Origin of the sequence: Streptomyces sp. NPDC006384 (assembly GCF_042870695.1) — a bacterium.
GTDB lineage: Bacteria > Actinomycetota > Actinomycetes > Streptomycetales > Streptomycetaceae > Streptomyces.
Window position 1 is genome coordinate 157,591 of sequence record NZ_JBIAHR010000015.1, and the last position, 17,191, is coordinate 174,781.

The 17,191-nt window shown below is 72.4% G+C and carries 16 protein-coding genes, 1 pseudogene and 1 riboswitch; of the genes and pseudogenes, 2 read left to right on the forward strand and 15 right to left on the reverse strand.

Annotation, left to right across the window (positions count from 1 at the left end):
* Positions 1 to 317 precede the first annotated feature (317 nt).
* The gene (locus ACFYOJ_RS21815) at positions 318 to 458 is read left to right on the forward strand and encodes a hypothetical protein (RefSeq protein ID WP_356554614.1); all 141 of its coding nucleotides are present in this window, start codon (positions 318 to 320) and stop codon (positions 456 to 458) included.
* Between the two features lie 405 nt (positions 459 to 863).
* Here ACFYOJ_RS21815 and ACFYOJ_RS21820 read toward each other — a convergent pair whose 3' ends face one another.
* The 3 genes from ACFYOJ_RS21820 to ACFYOJ_RS21830 form a co-directional block, all read right to left on the reverse strand.
* Positions 864 to 2,099 carry an MBL fold metallo-hydrolase gene (locus tag ACFYOJ_RS21820; protein WP_388597533.1) on the reverse strand — a complete coding sequence of 412 codons (1,236 nt, stop codon included), beginning with the start codon at positions 2,097 to 2,099 and terminating at the stop codon, positions 864 to 866.
* Positions 2,100 to 2,264: 165 nt separating this feature from the next.
* Positions 2,265 to 3,050 carry an SGNH/GDSL hydrolase family protein gene (locus ACFYOJ_RS21825; protein ID WP_356554752.1) on the reverse strand — a complete coding sequence of 262 codons (786 nt, stop codon included), beginning with the start codon at positions 3,048 to 3,050 and terminating at the stop codon, positions 2,265 to 2,267.
* A 229-nt stretch (positions 3,051 to 3,279) separates the two neighbouring features.
* Complete coding sequence (locus tag ACFYOJ_RS21830; RefSeq protein WP_356554612.1) at positions 3,280 to 4,224, reverse strand: LysM peptidoglycan-binding domain-containing M23 family metallopeptidase; 945 nt, start codon at positions 4,222 to 4,224, stop codon at positions 3,280 to 3,282.
* Between the two features lie 4 nt (positions 4,225 to 4,228).
* Positions 4,229 to 4,387, reverse strand: a riboswitch (cyclic di-AMP (ydaO/yuaA leader).
* A 462-nt stretch (positions 4,388 to 4,849) separates the two neighbouring features.
* Between ACFYOJ_RS21830 and ACFYOJ_RS21835 the strand changes: the two genes are divergently transcribed.
* Complete coding sequence (locus tag ACFYOJ_RS21835) at positions 4,850 to 5,647, forward strand: tyrosine-protein phosphatase (RefSeq protein WP_356554611.1); 798 nt, start codon at positions 4,850 to 4,852, stop codon at positions 5,645 to 5,647.
* 23 nt (positions 5,648 to 5,670) lie between these two features.
* Here the strand turns inward: ACFYOJ_RS21835 and ACFYOJ_RS21840 are convergent, their stop codons facing one another.
* From ACFYOJ_RS21840 to hpnC, 12 genes and pseudogenes are all read right to left on the reverse strand, one after another.
* Positions 5,671 to 5,790 carry a DUF6126 family protein gene (locus ACFYOJ_RS21840; RefSeq protein WP_356554609.1) on the reverse strand — a complete coding sequence of 40 codons (120 nt, stop codon included), beginning with the start codon at positions 5,788 to 5,790 and terminating at the stop codon, positions 5,671 to 5,673.
* A complete protein-coding gene (locus tag ACFYOJ_RS21845; protein WP_356554608.1) occupies positions 5,787 to 6,452 on the reverse strand; it encodes an XRE family transcriptional regulator in 666 nt (221 codons plus the stop codon). Before ACFYOJ_RS21845 ends, ACFYOJ_RS21840 begins: the two co-directional genes overlap by 4 nt.
* Before the next feature lie 76 nt (positions 6,453 to 6,528).
* The gene (locus tag ACFYOJ_RS21850; RefSeq protein ID WP_356554606.1) at positions 6,529 to 7,914 is read right to left on the reverse strand and encodes an aspartate aminotransferase family protein; all 1,386 of its coding nucleotides are present in this window, start codon (positions 7,912 to 7,914) and stop codon (positions 6,529 to 6,531) included.
* A 39-nt stretch (positions 7,915 to 7,953) separates the two neighbouring features.
* Positions 7,954 to 8,292: pseudogene (locus ACFYOJ_RS21855) on the reverse strand (1-deoxy-D-xylulose-5-phosphate synthase N-terminal domain-containing protein); the annotation flags it as partial.
* A 245-nt stretch (positions 8,293 to 8,537) separates the two neighbouring features.
* Positions 8,538 to 9,560 (reverse strand): adenosyl-hopene transferase HpnH, encoded by a 1,023-nt coding sequence (gene hpnH / locus ACFYOJ_RS21860; RefSeq protein WP_356554604.1) that lies wholly within the window; start codon positions 9,558 to 9,560, stop codon positions 8,538 to 8,540.
* A 6-nt stretch (positions 9,561 to 9,566) separates the two neighbouring features.
* On the reverse strand, positions 9,567 to 10,208 hold the full coding sequence (locus ACFYOJ_RS21865; RefSeq protein WP_356554602.1) for a 1-hydroxy-2-methyl-2-butenyl 4-diphosphate reductase: 642 nt from the start codon (positions 10,206 to 10,208) through the stop codon (positions 9,567 to 9,569).
* On the reverse strand, positions 10,208 to 12,268 hold the full coding sequence (shc, locus tag ACFYOJ_RS21870; protein WP_356554600.1) for a squalene--hopene cyclase: 2,061 nt from the start codon (positions 12,266 to 12,268) through the stop codon (positions 10,208 to 10,210). The genes ACFYOJ_RS21865 and shc overlap by 1 nt, the downstream gene beginning before the upstream one ends.
* A 118-nt stretch (positions 12,269 to 12,386) precedes the next feature.
* Entirely contained in the window at positions 12,387 to 13,526 is a 1,140-nt protein-coding gene (locus ACFYOJ_RS21875; protein WP_356554599.1) for a polyprenyl synthetase family protein, read from the reverse strand.
* Positions 13,523 to 14,959, reverse strand: coding sequence for a hydroxysqualene dehydroxylase HpnE (gene hpnE / locus ACFYOJ_RS21880; protein WP_356554598.1), 1,437 nt, complete (start codon positions 14,957 to 14,959; stop codon positions 13,523 to 13,525). The genes ACFYOJ_RS21875 and hpnE overlap by 4 nt, the downstream gene beginning before the upstream one ends.
* Positions 14,956 to 15,093, reverse strand: a complete 138-nt coding sequence (locus tag ACFYOJ_RS21885) for a DUF6380 family protein (protein ID WP_356554596.1) — start codon at positions 15,091 to 15,093, stop codon at positions 14,956 to 14,958. The genes hpnE and ACFYOJ_RS21885 overlap by 4 nt, the downstream gene beginning before the upstream one ends.
* Complete coding sequence (gene hpnD, locus ACFYOJ_RS21890) at positions 15,090 to 16,040, reverse strand: presqualene diphosphate synthase HpnD (RefSeq protein WP_356554595.1); 951 nt, start codon at positions 16,038 to 16,040, stop codon at positions 15,090 to 15,092. Before hpnD ends, ACFYOJ_RS21885 begins: the two co-directional genes overlap by 4 nt.
* Positions 16,037 to 16,939 carry a squalene synthase HpnC gene (gene hpnC, locus ACFYOJ_RS21895; protein ID WP_356554593.1) on the reverse strand — a complete coding sequence of 301 codons (903 nt, stop codon included), beginning with the start codon at positions 16,937 to 16,939 and terminating at the stop codon, positions 16,037 to 16,039. Before hpnC ends, hpnD begins: the two co-directional genes overlap by 4 nt.
* Positions 16,940 to 17,191 lie beyond the last annotated feature (252 nt).

Below are 17,191 nucleotides of genomic sequence, written 5' to 3' on the forward strand. Positions count from 1 at the left end.
TGGCGACCAGCCCCCGCGAGTTCGCGTACATACAGCAGGCCACGAACGAGGCCGGCTCGACCGCCGACGCTGGCCTTCACCGCGACAGTTGGGAGGCGCTCAGTCCGGAGGAACGTACTCGGAGGAAACACTGGCTCGCACGGCATGGGAAAACGCCGATACAACGACTCGGTATAACCCCTGACCAGCTGAAGAGGGCCGGGCTGCGTGTTGTGGACTGGTCTCTACCGGAAGGCGACACCTGACCTCGCGACGCGCGCAGCGAACTGATTGAGTTCGGCGGCCAGACCAATGGTCAGCCCCGAGAGGAAAATGCGGTGACCGGCTCCTGGACATCGCCCGGCGTCCTGGCCGCGATCCACTGCGCGGTCACCGCCGACACCGAGACGTCTCGCATGCGAGACAGCGCCCCGGCCGCCGCGGCCGCGCTCGACTACGCCTGTCCCAACGCGCCCTGATTGCCGTCTCCAGCCGTACGGACATCGTCGAGGAGCCTAATCACCCGCCGCCTCGCCACGCTCGCCCACAGCGGCCTCCAAGCCCCGGACACCGCCACGGTGCGCGCCATGGTCCGCCAAGCCGTCCGCGACGTCCGCACCGCCCAGCCGCCACCGCCCGCCGATCCGCCGACGGGCCCCTGCCCAGTCGGCCCCCCTCCTGCAAAGCTCAGCGCCGCACGATGCGCGTTCGGACGACAACCCGAGACGGGCCTTCCAGGGACGGCAAGGGCCTGACGCGCTGGGCAGTGACTTCGCACTCCACGCGGGACGCTCCGTCCAAGGCGCGCAGCAAACGATCCTGCTCGTCAGCAGGGAGACGCTCCAGCATCTGGACCATCTCCCCCAGCTCCTGCCCGACCGACGTCACCTCTCCCCCGCGAGGTCGAGATCACCCTTGCTCGTCTCGGCCACGCCTTGAGCGATCCGGGGACGGCGCCAAGGGTGCGCGATCGGACCGGAGACCGCCCGCCACCACGCCTCCACCGGCAGCTTCCCCGCCGGCTCGAACGGCTCCCCCGGCCGCGGGAACGCCACCGTCTGCCCGACCTCCTCGGCCGCGTCCCTCGTCCACTCACCCGGCTCCGCCCACGGATGCGGCGCCAGGTTGAACGTCCCCCAGTGGATCGGCAGCAGCACCCCTCCCGGAGCGCCTCCCTGCAGGTCAAGATGGGCCTGCACCCCCTGCGCAGGCGTCATGTGAATGTCTGGCCACATGCCGGGCAGCGGCGTATAGTCCGTGTGGTTCTTGGGCCAGAAGTCGGAGTACGCCCCCAGCTGGATCATCGTGGCGTCGAACGGGCCGTGGGCCGCGCCGATGTCGCGGAAGCCGTCGAAGTAGCCGGTGTCGCCGCTGTGGTAGACGCGGTGCCGTTCCCCGGCGACGACCCAGGACGCCCAGAGGGTGTGCTGGGTGTTGCGCAGCCCGCGTCCGCAGAAGTGGCGGGCCGGGGTGGCGGTCAGGGTGAGGCCGCCGACGCGCGTCGACTCGTGCCAGTCCAGCTCGCGCAGCCGGGAGGCGGACACGCCCCAGTGTTCGAGGTGGGCGCCGATGCCGAGCGGCACGGCGAACAGGGTGTCCGTGCCGGCCAGGGCCTTGATGGTGGGCAGGTCCAGGTGGTCGTAGTGGTCGTGGGAGATGACGACGACGTCGACCGGGCCGAGGGCCGCGAGGGGCAGCGGGACCGGATGCAGCCGCTTGGGCCCGGCGAAGGGTACCGGGGAGCAGCGCTCACCCCACACGGGGTCGAACAGCACCCGCTGCCCGTCGATCTCGGCGAGCACGCTGGAGTGTCCCGTCCAGGTCAGCCGCAGCCCGGTGGCGGGCGGCCGGGCGAGGTCGGCGAGGGTGGTGGCGTGCACCGGGACCGTGCCGCGCGGTGTGCGGCGAAGCCGCGACTCCCGGTCGAAGTAGACCTTGGCGAAGTCGCGGCCCGATCCGGACGGCCCGCTCCGGGCGGCGCCCCCGGGGTTCTGGAAGACACCGTCCCGGAAGTGCGGCGAGTTGCGGATGCGCGCCATGCGCTCGCCGCTCGGGTCCGCGCCGAAGGCCGCGGGCAGCGGTACGCGCAGCCCGGCGCGCGGGGGACGGGGACCGGCCACGGTACCTCCAGTGGGGAGTGGATCAGGCAGTCGTCTTCGTCGTCTCGTCCGACAACACTCGAACGACGGACGTGACTTCCGGGTTCCCTCCGCTCAGGAACGGCGGCACGGCGGCCGCCACGGCGGAGACCGGGCGGCCGTTTCCGTCCCGTGGCCCCGCGCTTCTCACGCCACGGCGGCGATCCGCATCTTGATGTCGTCCGGCGACAGCGTCCCCTTGGCGGTGACGTGGTCCCCCGAGGAGACTCCGCGCAGCCGGCGCCCGATCCACGGCACCAGGTACTCCCGTGCCCAGTGGACGTCGTCCCGCCGGACCTCGAGGGTGCCGCGGGGCGGCAGCGGCGGCCAGGGCTGCTCCGGGTCGGCCGGGATGCGCAGGCCGAGGGCCTGGCCGGCGCGCAGGGCCACGCGGGTGTGGCCCTCGGGCGACAGGTGCAGCCGGTCGGCGTCCCAGGCCCTCGGGTCCTGGACGCTGCGCAGCGACCACAGGTCGAGCACGGGGCAGCCGTAGCGGTCGGCGACGGCGCGGACGTGCCCGTTGTAGGTGGCGATCTTGCCGCGCAGGTGCTTGAGGAGGGGCACCCTGCGGGTGTCGAAGCCGGTCGTCACCAGGACGGTGCCCGCGGTGGAGGCGAGCGCGGCCACGGCTCGCTCGAACCGTTCGGCGACCTCGTCGGGGTCGGTGCCGGGCCGGATGATGTCGTTGCCGCCGGCACAGAAGGAGACGAGGTCCGGGGCGAGTTCGACCGCTCTGGGTACCTGCTCCTCCACGATCTGGTCGAGCAGCCTGCCGCGCACGGCGAGGTTGGTGTAGGTGAAGTCGCCCTCGGGGCGGCGGTCCGCGAGCAGGACGGCGAACCGGTCGGCCCAGCCGACGAACGCCCCGTCGGGGCCGGGGTCGCCGACGCCCTCGGTGAAGCTGTCCCCCACCGCCACGTACGACCCGATCACTGCTCTGCTGTCACTCTTCGAATCGTCTGCCACATCGGCCCATCATTCACCTTTCAATGTGACCTACGCGACCGTAGGAAGGGGTTGACGGGCGGTGAGAAAGGCCACTCCTAAAGTGTTCGCCAATTCAGGAATAAGCGTTCCGGGCGGCAGGGCGCGCCCGTTCCGGCGCGCCGAAGGCCGGACCCGGGGATCGGGGTCCGGCCTTCGGCGGTGCGAGGGGGCGTCGTCAGAGGGAGACGCCGTGCGAGCGCAGGTACGCGACCGGGTCCACGTCGGAGCCGTAGTCCGGCGTGGTGCGGATCTCGAAGTGCAGGTGCGGTCCGGTCACGTTGCCGGTGGCACCGGAGAGGCCGATCTGCTGACCGGCGGTCACGGACTGGCCGGCGGAGACGGAGAGCGAGGACAGGTGGGCGTACTGGGCGTAGTGGCCGTCGGCGAGCTTGATGACGACCTGGTTGCCGTACGCGCCGCCCCAGCCGGCGGAGACGACCGTGCCGGCGCCGACGGCCTTCAGGGAGGTGCCGGTCGGGACGACGAAGTCGGTGCCGGTGTGGTAGCCGCTGGACCACATGCTGCCGGACTGGTGGTACGGGGTGCCGACGCCGGCGCCGGCCACGGGGGCGGTGTAGCCGCTGCTGGTGCCGGCGGATCCGGCGCCCGCCTCCGAGGAGGACGAGGAGGACGAGGGCTGCGACGCGGCGGTCTTCGCGGTGTCCGACGACTTCGCGGCCGGCGCGGCGGAGGACTTCTTCGTCCCCGCGGGCTTCTGGGCCGTCTTCCCGGCGGAGGAGCCGGCGGTGCCGGTCGCGGCCTTCTGACCGATCGACAGCTCGAGCCCCGGGTGGATCAGCGACGGGTCGGAGCCGATGGCCTCGCGGTTGTCCTCGTACAGCTTCTTCCAGCCGCCGTCGACATGCTGCTCGTCGGCGATCTTCGACAGGTAGTCGCCGCTCCGCACGGTGTAGGTGTCCGCGCCCTTGCCGGCGGTCTTCTGCGCACCGGCCGGGGCGGACTGGGCCGCCTGTCCGGGAGCGGACTGCGCGGGGGCGGCCTGGGCGCCGGCGGCGCCCATCAGCGGGAGGGCGAGCGCGGCGCCGCCGGTTCCGGCGACGGCGATGGCACGGGCTATGCGCTGGACCTTGGTACGGCGGTGCTTACCCTTCGCGGGCATGTCGCATTCCTCTCCGGCGCCTGCGAGGTGAGCTGTCGGGTGCGGACTGGAGATGCCCGGCCGCGCGGTGACGCGGCTTTACCCCGAGCCTGTCCCGGGAACCGGAACAGGCGGTGTTGCCTGTGGGTCCCCCGCTCCTGCCGTGTACGGGTGGTTGATGAGTACGGGCTCCGGTCGGCGGCAGGATTAGGCGTCCGTCCGGATCGGTGGTGAACGTAAGGGACCGGGACGCGCACAGACAAGCGAGGGGTTCCGCGGACGGAAGTTTCTCTTGATCCTTCAGGGGAAAGGGCGGTCACACTCCGTCGATTCCGGAAGCCTCCGTTTTCCCGAATGTCCTTGAAAAGCGCATGAATTACGTGAACATGACGGGCAACGCACGGTCACTCTTATGACGCTGCTCACGGGGAACATCCCCAGCACCGCCCATATCGCAGCAAGTTGAGAGAAAAGCGTCAATTCAGACAGACGGGCCGGACGTCGCGCAGCCGGGCCCGTCGTGCACCTGCCGTATGCCCGTCTCACGCCGTACGGACGACTCGTTGCCGCGGACAGGGAATGCCGTATCGTCGGCTGGGCGCCCGCCGGCGAGCCGCGCCGTCGGGGCCGAGTGGGAGGAGCCCCCGTGACGCAGCAGGTCCCGTCGACCGAACCCGAGCTGACCGGTGTGCGCAACTTCCGTGACGTCGGCGGGCTGCCGACCGTGGACGGACGGCGCGTACGGCAGGGGGTGCTGTTCCGCAGCGGTCATCTCGCGCACGCGACCGCGGAGGACGCCGCGTTCCTCGCCTCGCTGGGACTGCACACGATCTTCGACTTCCGCAACGCCGCCGACCAGAAGCTCGAGGGCCGGGACGTCGAACTGCCGGGCGTGCGCAATGTGAACCTGCCGCTGAGCGATCCGGCCGACGGCGCCGAGTTCTGGAAGATGGTCCGCGACGGCGACCTCGACCAGCTGCGCGGCATCCTGGCCGACGGCCGGGGCGCGGACCGGATGATCACCTCCTACCGGATGATGATCAAGGAGCGCACGGCGGAGCACTCCCGGGTGCTGCACGCGCTCGCCGAGGACAGCGTCCCCGCGCTGATGCACTGCGCGGCCGGCAAGGACCGCGCGGGACTGTCGGTCGCGATCACGTTGCTCGCCCTGGGCGTGGAGCGCGACGCCGTCGTCGAGGACTACCTGAAGTCGAACGCACCGCACCGCCGCTACAAGGTGCGCCGCAGCGGCTCCGCCGCCTCGGCCTACTCCCCCGAGGTCATGGAGCTGCTCAGCCCCCTGTTCGACGCGCGCGCCGAGTATCTGACGGCGGCCTTCGAGACCATCGAGGAGACCTGGGGCGGCGTCGACGCCTACCTGGGGCAGGGCCTGGGGATCACTCCCGGGACCCGGGCCCGGCTGCGCGAGCGGATGCTGGACTGACGGCGAGGCCGCGGGCCGGGCCGCTACTTGGCTCCGACCTCGAACAGCAGGTAGAGGAAGCCGCCGAAGACGTGCCCGAGGGCGATGTAGATGAGAAGTCGCACCCACAGGGCGCGGGGGAACTTGTCCTGGATGGTGCTCATGGCGTCTCTCCGGCGGTGGGATGGGCGGACGTGGCGGCGGGCCCGAGACACAGGGTCGCCGTGGGGCTCTGCAGCAGGGTGTGGACGAAGAGGAGCTCGAGCCCGTCGGCGTCCTGGGCGGCGATCCGGTGCGGGGTCAGGGAGTCGAAGTGGGCGCTGTCGCCCGGCCCGAGCAGGTGCACGGCGTCCCCGAGGCGCAGCCGCAGCCGGCCCCGCAGGACGTAGAGCCACTCCTCACCGGGGTGCACGCGCACGATGTCGCCCTGGGAGCCGTGCGGCACGCGGACGCGCAGGGCCTGCATACCGCGGCCGGACCCGCCGGCCTGCCAGTACGTCCAGCCGCCCGCGCCGGTCGGCTCCATGTCGCCGGCCCGTACGACGGCGTCCCGGTCCGCGGCCGTCTCGCCGAGCAGCTCCGAGACGGTCGTACCATAGACGCGCGCGAGCGAGAGCAGCATCGGCAGCGAGGGCTGGCGCTGCCCGGTCTCCAGACGGGAGAGGTGGGCGGGTGACAGCCCGGCCGCACGGGCCGCCGCCTCCAGGGTGAGGCCGGCCCGGCGCCGCAGGCCGCGCAGCTGCGGCGCGACCACGGAGGCGACGGCGTCCGGCGGTCCGTCCTGCCGGTCGTCCGGCGGGCCCGGCGGGTTCGCAGAGGAGGACATGCCTCCATTCAGCACCGATTTTGCCCGTAAGGCAATTTAATTGCCCCACAGGCAAAACCGCCGCGGGTCCCCTGCGCTAGCGGTTCGCCACCGCCTGCTTCACCAGCGTCTTCCCGAAATCCCACATCAGGCCGCCGCCGCTGTGCGCGTCGTCCATCACCTCGGTGAAGGCGTCGACGAAACGGTCGGCGTCCGCCGTGTCGATGATCAACGGCGGGATCAGCTTGATCACCTCCAGACGGTCGCCGGAGACCTGCGTCAGGATGCGGTGCCGCTGCAGCAGCGGCACCACCACCATCTGCGCGAACAGGCCCTTCCGCGCGGCCTGCAGCATCGTCCAGCGGCTGCGCAGCCGCAGCGACCTCGGCCGGCCGAACTCGATGCCGATCATCAGACCCCGGCCCCGGACGTCGGCGAGCAGCTCGTAGCGGTCCACCAGCGCCGCCAGCCGGGACCTGAGATGCTCGCCCACCGCGGCGGCGTTGGCGACGATCTCCTCGTTCTCGATCACCGACAGCACCGCGAGCCCGGCCGCCATGGCCTGCGCGTTGGACCCGAAACTCGCCGAGTGGACCAGCACGCGGTCCATCGAGGAGTACACCTTCCGGAAGATCCAGTCCTTGCCGAGCGTCGCTCCCACCGGCACGTACCCGCCGGACAGCGCCTTGGCCACGCACACCAGGTCCGGTTCGACGCCGTCCTCGTGCTGGTAGGCGTAGAACCTCCCGGTCCGGCCGAGGCCCGTCTGCACCTCGTCGGCGATCAGCAGCGCCCCGTGCCGGTGCAGCAGCTCCTGCGCGGCGCGCAGATAGCCGGGCGGGGCCTCGTGGACGCCCTTGCCCTGGATCGGCTCCACGATCAGCGCCGCCACGTCCCCCTTGCCCAGCTCCCGCGCCAGCGCGTCCAGGTCGCCGAGCGGCACGGCGGTGTCGGGCAGCAGCGGGGCGAAGCCGTCCCGGAAGCCGCTCTCGCCGTTCACGGACAGGGAGCCGGTGGTCAGTCCGTGGAAGGCGTGCGTGCAGTACAGGACCCTCGGCCTGCCGGTCGCGTACCGGGCGAACTTCAGCGCGGTCTCCACCGCCTCCGTGCCGCTGTTGCCGAAGAACACCCGGTCCAGGTGCGGGCTGTACGACAGCAGCCGCTCGGCCAGCAGTCCGGGCAGCGGCGCGCAGTCGAAGCGGGTCAGGTCGGCCAGCGAGGCGTCGAGGACGTCGTGCAGCGCCTTGCGGACGACCGGATGGTGGCGGCCCAGGCCCATCACCGCGAACCCGGCGAGCATGTCCAGGTAGTCGTTGCCGTCCGCGTCCCAGAAGTGCGCGCCCTCGGCCCGCTCGTAGACCTTGTCGAAGCCGATGGTGCGCAGCATGCGCGGCAGTTGGTGGTTGAGGTGCTTCGCGTGCAGCTCGTACCGCTCGGCACCGCGTTCGGCCAGCAGCGCGCCGAGGTCGAACTCCTTGGCCATTCAGCTCTCTCCTTGCCCTGGCATGACGATACGGCCGTCCCCGGCGGCGCGGCTGTTGTCCTCGATGACGGCAACGGCGTGGCCCTGTTCCCCCCGGACCCGGCGGGCCTTGGCGGAGAAGCCCTGACGGCCGGTCGGCGGCTTGTGCGCGTAGCCCTGGTGGCCGGTTTCCCCCAGGATGCGGCCGGCCGGTGACTCGAAGACCCGGTGCAGGGCGACGGTGAGTTCCACCACGCCGGGACCGGGGCCGAGGTGACCTCCGGTGCGGGCGACCGCGTGCACCAGGAAGTCACGTACCTCGTGGGAGAGTTCGCCGAGTTCCGCCTCGGACAGCGCCTTCAGGTCGTGCGGTCCCCCGATGTTCTCCGGAATCGTCACGATCGGTCCCCCTTCGGTCCGTGCTCCTCAGCTCACGGTGACGGCCGGCTCCCCCCGGCGCGCCGTCCTTCTCCACCTGCCCGGTGATCCGCCGCGGCCTCCCCCGGCGCCGGGCGTACCGGCCGTGCCGGCTCCGGGCCCCGCCCCCGACCGCCACCGGCCCGGCCTGGGTCCGCCGCGACACACGTCGTCCGGCGGCCGGCCGGGCCGGTACCTCGTGGGCCCCCGGTGGGGCGGTCGTCCCGTCAGTCCCTGTTCGCGGAGACCGTCTCGCGCATGGCCCGCAGGGACTCCTTGAGGGAGCCCATGGTGGCCAGGACGGCGGTGGGCTCGTAGCCGCAGTGGGCCATGCAGTTGGCGCAGCGCGGGTCCTTGCCGCGGCCGTACTTGTCCCAGTCGGTGTCCTCGATCAGCTCCCGGTAGGTGGGCACGTAGCCGTCGCTCATCAGGTAGCAGGGGCGCTGCCAGCCGAAGAGGGAGTAGTTCGGGATCGCCCAGGCGGTGCAGGGGAAGTCGACCTTGCCCTCGAGGAAGTCGAGGAAGAGGGGCGAGTGGTTGAGCCGCCAGCGGGCCCGGTTGCCGCCCGCGAACGCCTTCCTGAACAGCTCCCGGGTCTGCTCCACGCCCAGGAAGTGCTCCTGGTCGGGCGCCTTCTCGTAGGCGTAGGCGGGCGAGATCATCATCTCGTCGACCTTCAGGTCGTCGTTGAGGAAGTTGAGGACCTCGACGATGGTCTGCGGGGTGTCGGTGTTGAAGAAGGTCGAGTTGGTGGTGACCCGGAAGCCGCGCCGCTTCGCCTCCTTGATGGCCTCCACTGCCTCGTCGAACACGCCCTCCTTCGCCACCGACTCGTCGTGCCGCTCGCGCAGCCCGTCGATGTGCACCGCGAAGGCGAAGTAGGGGGAGGGCGTGAACCTGTCCATCTTCTTGCGCATCAGCAGCGCGTTGGTGCACAGGAAGACGTACTTCCGCCTGGCGACCAGCTGGCGGACGATCTCGTCGATCTGCGGGTGCATCAGCGGCTCGCCGCCGGCGATGGACACCATCGGCGCCCCGGACTCGAGCACCGCGCCGACGGCCTGGGCGACCGGCATGCGCTGCTTGAGCACCCCCGCCGGGTGCTGGATCTTGCCGCATCCCTCGCACTTCAGGTTGCAGGCGAAGAGCGGCTCCAGCTCGACGATGAGCGGGAACTTGTCCCGCCGGCGGAGCTTCTGTTCGGCCAAGTATGTAGCGACCTTGATGGACTGGCGCAGCGGCATGGCCATCTGGGCTCACCTCCTGGGGAGCGGCAGGGAACGGTGCCATTCGAAGAACGCGGGAAGGACGGACCGAAGGACGCGGAAAGCCGATATTCCACCGCGCAGGGTGCCGATCCGTACGAGTTCGTGTTCGGGAGCGTCCACGACCACCCGGACGGCCGCAACGGGGCGCGTGCCCGTGCGGACGGCGCTCAGGAGCGTGGCGGCGGACTCCATGTCGGCGGCGATCGCGCCGGTCGTGAGCAGGCCGGCCCGCTCGGGCCCGCGGACGACGTGGTCGGAGCCGGTCAGCGGACCGGTGTGGACGGTGCGCCCGGGCACGGCTCGCTGGAGCTCCTTGACGAGCCGGTCGGTGCCCACGCATCCGACCGTGCCGCGCGGGTCGCGGGTCTCCTCGGCGACGACGAGGTCGCCGGGGTGCATGCCGGGGGCGAGGCCGGCGCAGAAGCCCGTGGCCAGCACGGCGGCCCCGTCGAGCGCCGGGCCGGCCAGGACCCGGGTGACCGAGCGTTCGGCCGCCTTCGGTCCCATGCCGGTCCGTACGACGGTGACCGGCCCGGCGGCCCCGCCGCGGTCGCCCGCGCGCAGGGCGAGGTGCTCGATGCCGAGCGCGCAGGCGATCAGCAGCGGGGCCGGGCCGGGCTGTTCGCTCATCAGCTGCCCTTCGCCTCGGTCAGCGACTTCGTCTCGGTGAGCGACTCGGCGAGCGCCTGGACCGTGCGGGGCGCCTTGGAGAAGGGTTCGCCGTGGACGTACCGGCCGAGCGCGGTCAGCGGGAAGACCTGCCGGTACAGGTGGTAGTTGATGGAGAAGTCCCAGGGGAAGCCGGTGCCGGTGAAGTACGGCTCGTCCCAGGAGCCGTCCTCCCGCTGGGTGGCGGCGAGCCACTCGATGCCGCGCTCGACGGCCTTGGACGCCCTCTCCCCCGCCGCCAGCAGCGCCATCAGGGCCCAGGCGGTCTGCGAGGCGGTCGAGGCGCCCTTGCCGCTCCACTCGCGGACGTGACGGTAGGAGCGCAGGTCCTCGCCCCAGCCGCCGTCGTCGTTCTGGACGGACTCCAGCCAGCCCACCGCGCGCCGGATCGCCGGGTGCGAGGCGGGGACGCCCGCGGCGGTCAGGGCGGGGACCACGGAGCCGGTTCCGTAGACGTAGTTGACGCCCCAGCGGCCGAACCACGAGCCGTCCGGCTCCTGTTGGGCGAGCAGCCACCGGATGCCGCGCCGGGTGCGGGGGTCGTGGGCGAGGCCCTCGACGGCGAGCATCTCGACGACGTGCGCGGTGACGTCCGCGGACGGCGGGTCGATGACCTCGCCGAAGTCGCAGAACGGCAGCCGGTTGGGGAAGGGGCTGGTGTTGTCGACGTCGAAGGCGCCCCAGGCGCCGTTCCTCGACTGCATGCCGAGGTTCCAGCGCACTCCTCGGCCGATGGCCTTCTCCACCCGCTCCGGGTCGTGGTGGCTCACCCGGCGCAGGGCGAGGACGACCTCGGCGGTGTCGTCGATGTCGGGGTAGTTGTCGTTGTGGAACTCGAACGCCCAGCCGCCGGGCGGGAGTCCGGGCCGCTTCACCGACCAGTCGCCGGGGCGCACGATCTGCTCGCCGAGCATCCAGTCCGCCGCCTTCACCAGCTGCGGATGGTCCGCGGGCACTCCGGCGTCGGCGAGCGCGATGGTGGCCAGGCAGGTGTCCCACACCGGGGACTGGCAGGCCTCGATCATGCGGGCCCCGTCCTCGCGCCACACCGCGAAGCGGTCCAGGGACTCCAGGCCCGCGCGCATCACGGGGTGCCCAAGGTCGTAGCCGAGCAGGTGCAGGGCGATGACCGAGTACACGGCCGGCGGCTGGATGCCGCCCCAGCAGCCGTCGTTCTCCTGGCGTTCGACGATCCAGCGGGCGGCGGTGTTCATCGCCGCCCGGCGCAGCCGCCTGGGCGCGACCTTGCGGTAGGCGTGCAGTGCCTTGTCGATGCGCTGGAAGGCGCCGTCCCAGCTCGCCGCCGGTGCCAGGGGGCGGGGAGGGTTGGGCCGGGCCGGGTCGGTGTGGAGCTCGTCGAGCGGGAAGGGCGCGGGGCGCACCGGGCGCTTCGCCGAGACGATGGTCAGCGGCACGATGGTCTGCCGGGCCCAGCAGCCGAAGTCGTAGATGTTCAGCGGCACCCAGGACGGGAGGTAGATCAGCTCCGGCGGGAGTTCGGGCAGGTCCTCCCACTTCCACCAGCCGAACAGGGCGAGCCAGATGCGGGTGAAGACGCGGGAGGCGGCGATGCCGCCCCGGTCCCGGATCCACTCGGCGGCCTTCGCCATGTGCGGGGCGTCGGGGGCGTCGCCGGCCAGACGGAGGGCGACGTAGGCCTCGATGGTGGTGGACAGTTCGCCGGGGCCGCCGTAGAAGGTGGCCCAGGTGCCGTCCTCGCGCTGTTCTCCGCGGATGAAGAGGGCGGCGGCGCGTGTGGTGTCCTCGTCCCGGATGCCGAGGAACTGACGCAGGAGCAGGTCCTCGGCGTCCATCGTGACGTTGGTCTCGAGGTCGCCCTTCCACCAGCCCTCGGCGTCCTGCCGGGAGAGGAGGAAGTCGGTGGCGCGCCGTGTGGCGCGGACGGCGGTTTCGTACAGCCCGGCCGCCGTGCCGGGGGTCGTGATGTCGGCTGTTTCGCTGGCCGCGGCTGCGCGGGACGGCAGGGCCGCCCCGGTGCTTCCGTCGGTCGTCGCTGTCATGGCTTCCCCTTCGTGCAGTGTGCATACGGTGCGTCTGCTGCGGGTCCGCCGTCGGCCGGTGCTGCTGTGCTCGCGTCACCGGCCGGCGACTACGCGAGGGCTATTCGACCGATGGTGATCATCTCTTTCGTACGACGACGAAGTCCGCGAGGGCGGTGAACATCTCCCGTACCCGGTCGGGCATGTCCACGGCGTCGAGGGCTTCGATGGCGATGGTGTGCTGGCGGCGCGCCTCGTCGGCGGTCCACTCCCGTCCGCCGGCCTCCTCGATGAGGGCGGCACGGGCCGCGAACTCCTCCTCGGAGAAGGTCGCGAAGTCGCTGCTCTTGGCGTCGGCGGCGAGGATCTCGCCGAGCCGTTCGGAAGCCGGCCCGCCCGCGGCGAGGGCGGCCACGACCGGGAGGGACTTCTTGCGCTGGCGCAGGTCGCTCCAGGTCTGCTTGCCGGTGGCGTCCGGGTCGCCCCAGATGCCGAGGAGGTCGTCGACGGCCTGGAAGGCGAGGCCCAGGTGGTAGCCGTACCTCTCGAGCGTGTCGGCGGTGCGTTCGTCGGCGCCGCCGAGGACCGCGCCGACGGAGCTGGCGCAGGCGAGCAGCGCGCCGGTCTTGTTGCCCTCCATCTCCAGGCACTCCTCGACGCTGACCCGGTCACGGTGCTCGTAGGAGATGTCCTGGGCCTGGCCGTCGATCAGGGAGCGGGAGGCCTTGGTCAGGCGGTGGGCGGCGCGGCCCGCCTCGACGGTGCCGGGTTCCAGCAGCACCTCGTTGGCGAGGGCGAACAGGGCGTCGCCGACCAGGATGGCCTGGGCGGGGCCGTGCACCTTCCAGACGGTGTCGCGGTGACGACGCTGCTCGTCGCCGTCCATCAGGTCGTCGTGCAGCAGGGAGAAGTTGTGCACCAGCTCGACGGCGACCGCGCCGGGCACGCCCACCTCGGGCGCGGCGCCGGTGACCTCGGCGGAGAGCACCGCGAGCGCGGGGCGCACGGCCTTGCCGCCGTCGCCGTCGGCGGGGTTGCCCTGGGCGTCGATCCAGCCGAAGTGGTAGGCGGCGACGGTGTCCATGGGGGGCGCCAGCCGGTCGACGGCCGCTCGCAGGACCGGGGTGGTCAGGGTCCGGCCGCGCTCCAGGAGCGCGGTCACGTCCACCGTGGTCCGTCGATCGGCCTGCGGGGCGGCCGGGGGCACAGTGGGCACAGTCTCTCCTCCAGTTGCGGTACCGGGAGTGCGGGGGTCGGTCCCACGCCGATCGGTCCTCATGCCGCCTCCCCGAGGAAGCCGGGGAGGCGGTCGCGGGACCGGCCCAGGGCGGCGAGCGCGGCTCCCGCCGCCCCGACACCGCTGCGGACGGCACTCTCCATGGTCGCGGGCCACCCGGTGGCGGTCCACGCTCCGGCCAGGTACAGGCCGGGGGCCTTCGTGCGGGCGCCGGGCCTGAGCCGGCCGACGCCGGGGGCGGGGGCGAAGGTCGCGGTGCGCTCCCTGGTCACGAAGAAGTCCTTCACCGCGGCGCCCCGGGTGCGGGGCAGCAGCCGCTCCAGCTCGGGCAGGTAGCGTTCGCGCAGCACGGCCACGGGCGTGTCGATCTCGTCCTGGGCGGTCGACTGGGACAGCGCCAGGTACTGGCCGTCCTTCAGACCGGAGGCCTCGGTGCGGTCGAACACCCACTGCACCGGGGTGCCGAGGGCCGTGAGGAAGGGCGCGGTGAGCACCTTCCGGTCGTAGATCACGTGGATGTTGAGGATCGGGGCGGTGCCGATCTCCAGGAGGTCGTCGGGGGTGTCGAGCGCTCCGGCGGGCAGCAGGCCGTGCGCCTCGCGCTGCGGTACGGCGAGGACGACGGCGTCCGCCTGGAGCGTCTCACCGGGGACGTGGACGCTCCAGCCGCCCTGTCCGTCCTCCTCGAGGGCGGTGACGCGGGTGCGGAGCTCGGTGCGCACGCCGGCGGAGTCGAGCGCCTTGCGGGCCAGCCCGTCGTGCAGGTCGCCGAGCGGGACGCGGGCCCAGCCGATGTCGGCCGCGCCCGGATCGGACAGCAGTCCGGTCTTGAACACCATCGCGGCGAGCCCCAGGGAGGCGTCGCCCGCGACCGCGTTGAGGGTGGCGACGCCGACCAGGTCCCACAGGGCCTCGACGGCACGCGCCGACTGGCCGTGCGCCGTCAGCCAGCTGCCGAAGTCCTGGGTGTCCAGCGCCGGGTCGGCGGGGTCGAGCCCCTTGAGCGCGAGTGCGGCCCGCCCGACGCTCGCGCGCTCGGCGAGCGAGAGGTGCGGGTAGGTGGCGAGGCTGCGCCCCAGGTGCAGGGGTACGGGCAGCGCGTCGCGCCGCAGTCGGCCCAGCCGCCGGCCCTCGGGCCGGCCGAGATCGACGACGGGCACGTCGAGACGTTCCTGCACCGGTGCGAGCGCGGTGCCCTCGATGCGGTCGAGGAACCAGCGGTAGGCGGTGCAGCAGCGCAGGTAGACGTGCTGGCCGTTGTCGACGGTGAGGTCGCCGCGCCGGAAGGAGAAGGCGAGTCCGCCCAGCCGCGGCCTGCTCTCCAGCAGGGTGACGCGCACGCCCGCGTCGGCGAGGGCGAGAGCCGCGGTGACGCCGGCGAGCCCGCCGCCGACCACGACGGCGTGTCCGCCGAAGGGGACGGCGGAGACGTCCGTGAGCACCCCGCTCTCGCGCGTGCCGTTGCCCTGGGTCATCGCGCACCTTCCCCTGCCCGGTCGCCGTGGTGTGTGAACGCCGCACGGCCGACCGTCTCAGTCAGGGACGCCGCCCGCCACCGGAGGGTTGCCCGCCGTTCCCCGCCGGTGCCGTCGCCGTGGTCCGCCGTCACGGGCGCCTCCTGACGGTCCGCCGGGTCACGTGCCGGGCGTCCAGTCCCGACAGGCCGCGCACGGCGACGTACGCCTTCTCGCGTCCGGGCAGGGAGACCCGGCCGCGCAGCACGGCCTCGGGGTCGCGCTCGATGCGGTCCAGCAGGCGGCGGTAGATGCCGGCCATGGCCGCCACGCACGCGCCGCTGCGCCGGTCCAGCAACGGGAGCAGGCGGTAGCCCTCGGCGAAGAGGGCGCGGGCCCGGCGCACCTCGAAGTGGACGAGGCCCGCGAAGTCGGAGCCCTCCGGCGGGACCGGCCCGTCGAACCCGGCCGAGCAGCCGAACTTGGCGAGGTCGTCGGCGGGCAGGTAGGTACGGCCGTCCTGCGCGTCCTCGCGGACGTCGCGGAGGATGTTGGTGAGCTGGAGCGCGAGACCGAGCGTGTCGGCGTACTCGGGCGCGCGCTCGGTGCCGCGCGCCCCCGGTTCGGTGCCGAAGACGCCGAGCGAGAGACGTCCGATGGCGCCGGCCACGCAGCGGCAGTAGACCTTCAGGTCGTCCCAGGTCTCGTAGGTCTCGCCCCGCAGGTCCATCTGGACGCCGTCGATCAGCTCGTCGAGTCCGCCGAGCGGGATCGGGAAGCGCCGGGCGGCGTGGGAGAGGGCGACGGCGACCGGGTCGGTGTCGTCCTCGTCGACCGCGCCCTCGTGGATACGGCCGAGCAGCGACCGGGTCTCCTCCAGCCGGGCGACCTTGACGTCGGCCGGGAGCTCGCCGTCCCCGATGTCGTCGACGCGGCGCGAGAACGCGTACAGCGCCGACATCGCGCGGCGCTTGGGCGTGGGCAGGAGCCGGATGCCGTAGGCGAAGTTCCGGGCCTGCTGTCCGGTGACGGTCTCGCAGTAGCTGTAAGCGGCGAGTACCGGTGCGGACGCGGGTGCTGACGACTCCACGCTCCGGGTCACCCCTCTCCTCGCAGGATCGCGCCCGCCTCGCGCAGCAGCCGGACCTTGCCGGGCTTGGGCGGGCCGGGAAGTACGTCGTAGTCGGCGGCGGTGATCGCCCGGACGGCCGCGCGCCCCCCTGCCACGAATCCCGCGAGCAGCAGCTTCAGCCTTCCGTTGACGCTACCCACCAGGGGGGCGCCTTCATTCAGGAGATCGGCGGCGCGTGCGGTCTCGAACGCGATCAGGGCGCGCACCGAGGCGCCGGCGGTGGGCGCGGCGAGGTCGGACTCCCGGACGTGGAAGCGCTTCATGTCCTCGGCGGGCAGGTAGACGCGGTCGCGGCGCAGGTCCTCGGCGACGTCCTGAAGGTGCTCGACGATCTGCAGGGCCGTGCAGACGGCGTCGGAGCGGCGGATCCGCTCGGGCGTGGAGGTGCCGGTGACGGCGAGGACGAGACGGCCGACCGGGTTGGCGGACAGCTCGCAGTAGGCGAGGAGGTCGTCGTAGGTCTCGTACCGGCCGACGAGCTGGTCCTGCCGGTTGGCGGCGACGAGGCCGAGGAAGGGCTCAGGCGTGAGCGCGTGGCGGCGCACGGTGGGCTGCAGGCTCCGCAGCAGGGGGTGGCGGGGGGTGCCGTCGAAGACGCGGCGCAGGTCGGCCTCGAAGGCGTCCAGCATCAGCAGCCGGTCGCCGGCCTGCTCGGGCGGCACGCCGAGGGCGCGGGCGTCGGCGCCGCCGGGGGCCAGGTCGCCGTCGCCGATGTCGTCGGCCAGGCGGGCGAAGCCGTAGAGCGCCATGAGGTCGGTGCGCCAGGCGCGGGGCAGGAAGAAGGGGGCCACGGGGAAGTTCTCACCCGCGGCCTTGTCGAGCGTGCCACGCTCCGGATCGGCGTCCTGCGCCGCACCGGTCACCGTCATCGCCGGCTGCCCTGGACGGGGACGGCGCACGCTTCGCGGAGCAGGGGAGTTTCCGTAGCCATTGCCGTCACATCTCCCGTTCTACACTGCCTACCCAATACATACTATTTCGGACACGCCGCCCAGCTGCCCGCCCGGCGAGCCCGTGCGGGGTGACGGGCATTATCGCCCCATGTGCCGCGTTTCGGGACCGGTCCAGCTTACGTGGTGGGACTCACCGGGCCGCGCCGGGGTGCTCCGCGCACCGCGGGA

Bases quoted from the DNA above. Each gene is read 5' to 3' on its own strand.
- ACFYOJ_RS21830 (WP_356554612.1), bottom strand. From the start codon at position 4,224: ATGCCCGCGAAGGGTAAGCACCGCCGTACCAAGGTCCAGCGCATAGCC.
- ACFYOJ_RS21840 (WP_356554609.1), bottom strand. From the start codon at position 5,790: ATGAGCACCATCCAGGACAAGTTCCCCCGCGCCCTGTGGGTGCGACTT.
- ACFYOJ_RS21845 (WP_356554608.1), bottom strand. From the start codon at position 6,452: ATGTCCTCCTCTGCGAACCCGCCGGGCCCGCCGGACGACCGGCAGGAC.
- ACFYOJ_RS21850 (WP_356554606.1), bottom strand. From the start codon at position 7,914: ATGGCCAAGGAGTTCGACCTCGGCGCGCTGCTGGCCGAACGCGGTGCC.
- hpnH (WP_356554604.1), bottom strand. From the start codon at position 9,560: ATGGCCATGCCGCTGCGCCAGTCCATCAAGGTCGCTACATACTTGGCC.
- ACFYOJ_RS21865 (WP_356554602.1), bottom strand. From the start codon at position 10,208: ATGAGCGAACAGCCCGGCCCGGCCCCGCTGCTGATCGCCTGCGCGCTC.
- shc (WP_356554600.1), bottom strand. From the start codon at position 12,268: ATGACAGCGACGACCGACGGAAGCACCGGGGCGGCCCTGCCGTCCCGC.
- ACFYOJ_RS21875 (WP_356554599.1), bottom strand. From the start codon at position 13,526: ATGAGGACCGATCGGCGTGGGACCGACCCCCGCACTCCCGGTACCGCA.
- hpnE (WP_356554598.1), bottom strand. From the start codon at position 14,959: ATGACCCAGGGCAACGGCACGCGCGAGAGCGGGGTGCTCACGGACGTC.
- hpnC (WP_356554593.1), bottom strand. From the start codon at position 16,939: ATGACGGTGACCGGTGCGGCGCAGGACGCCGATCCGGAGCGTGGCACG.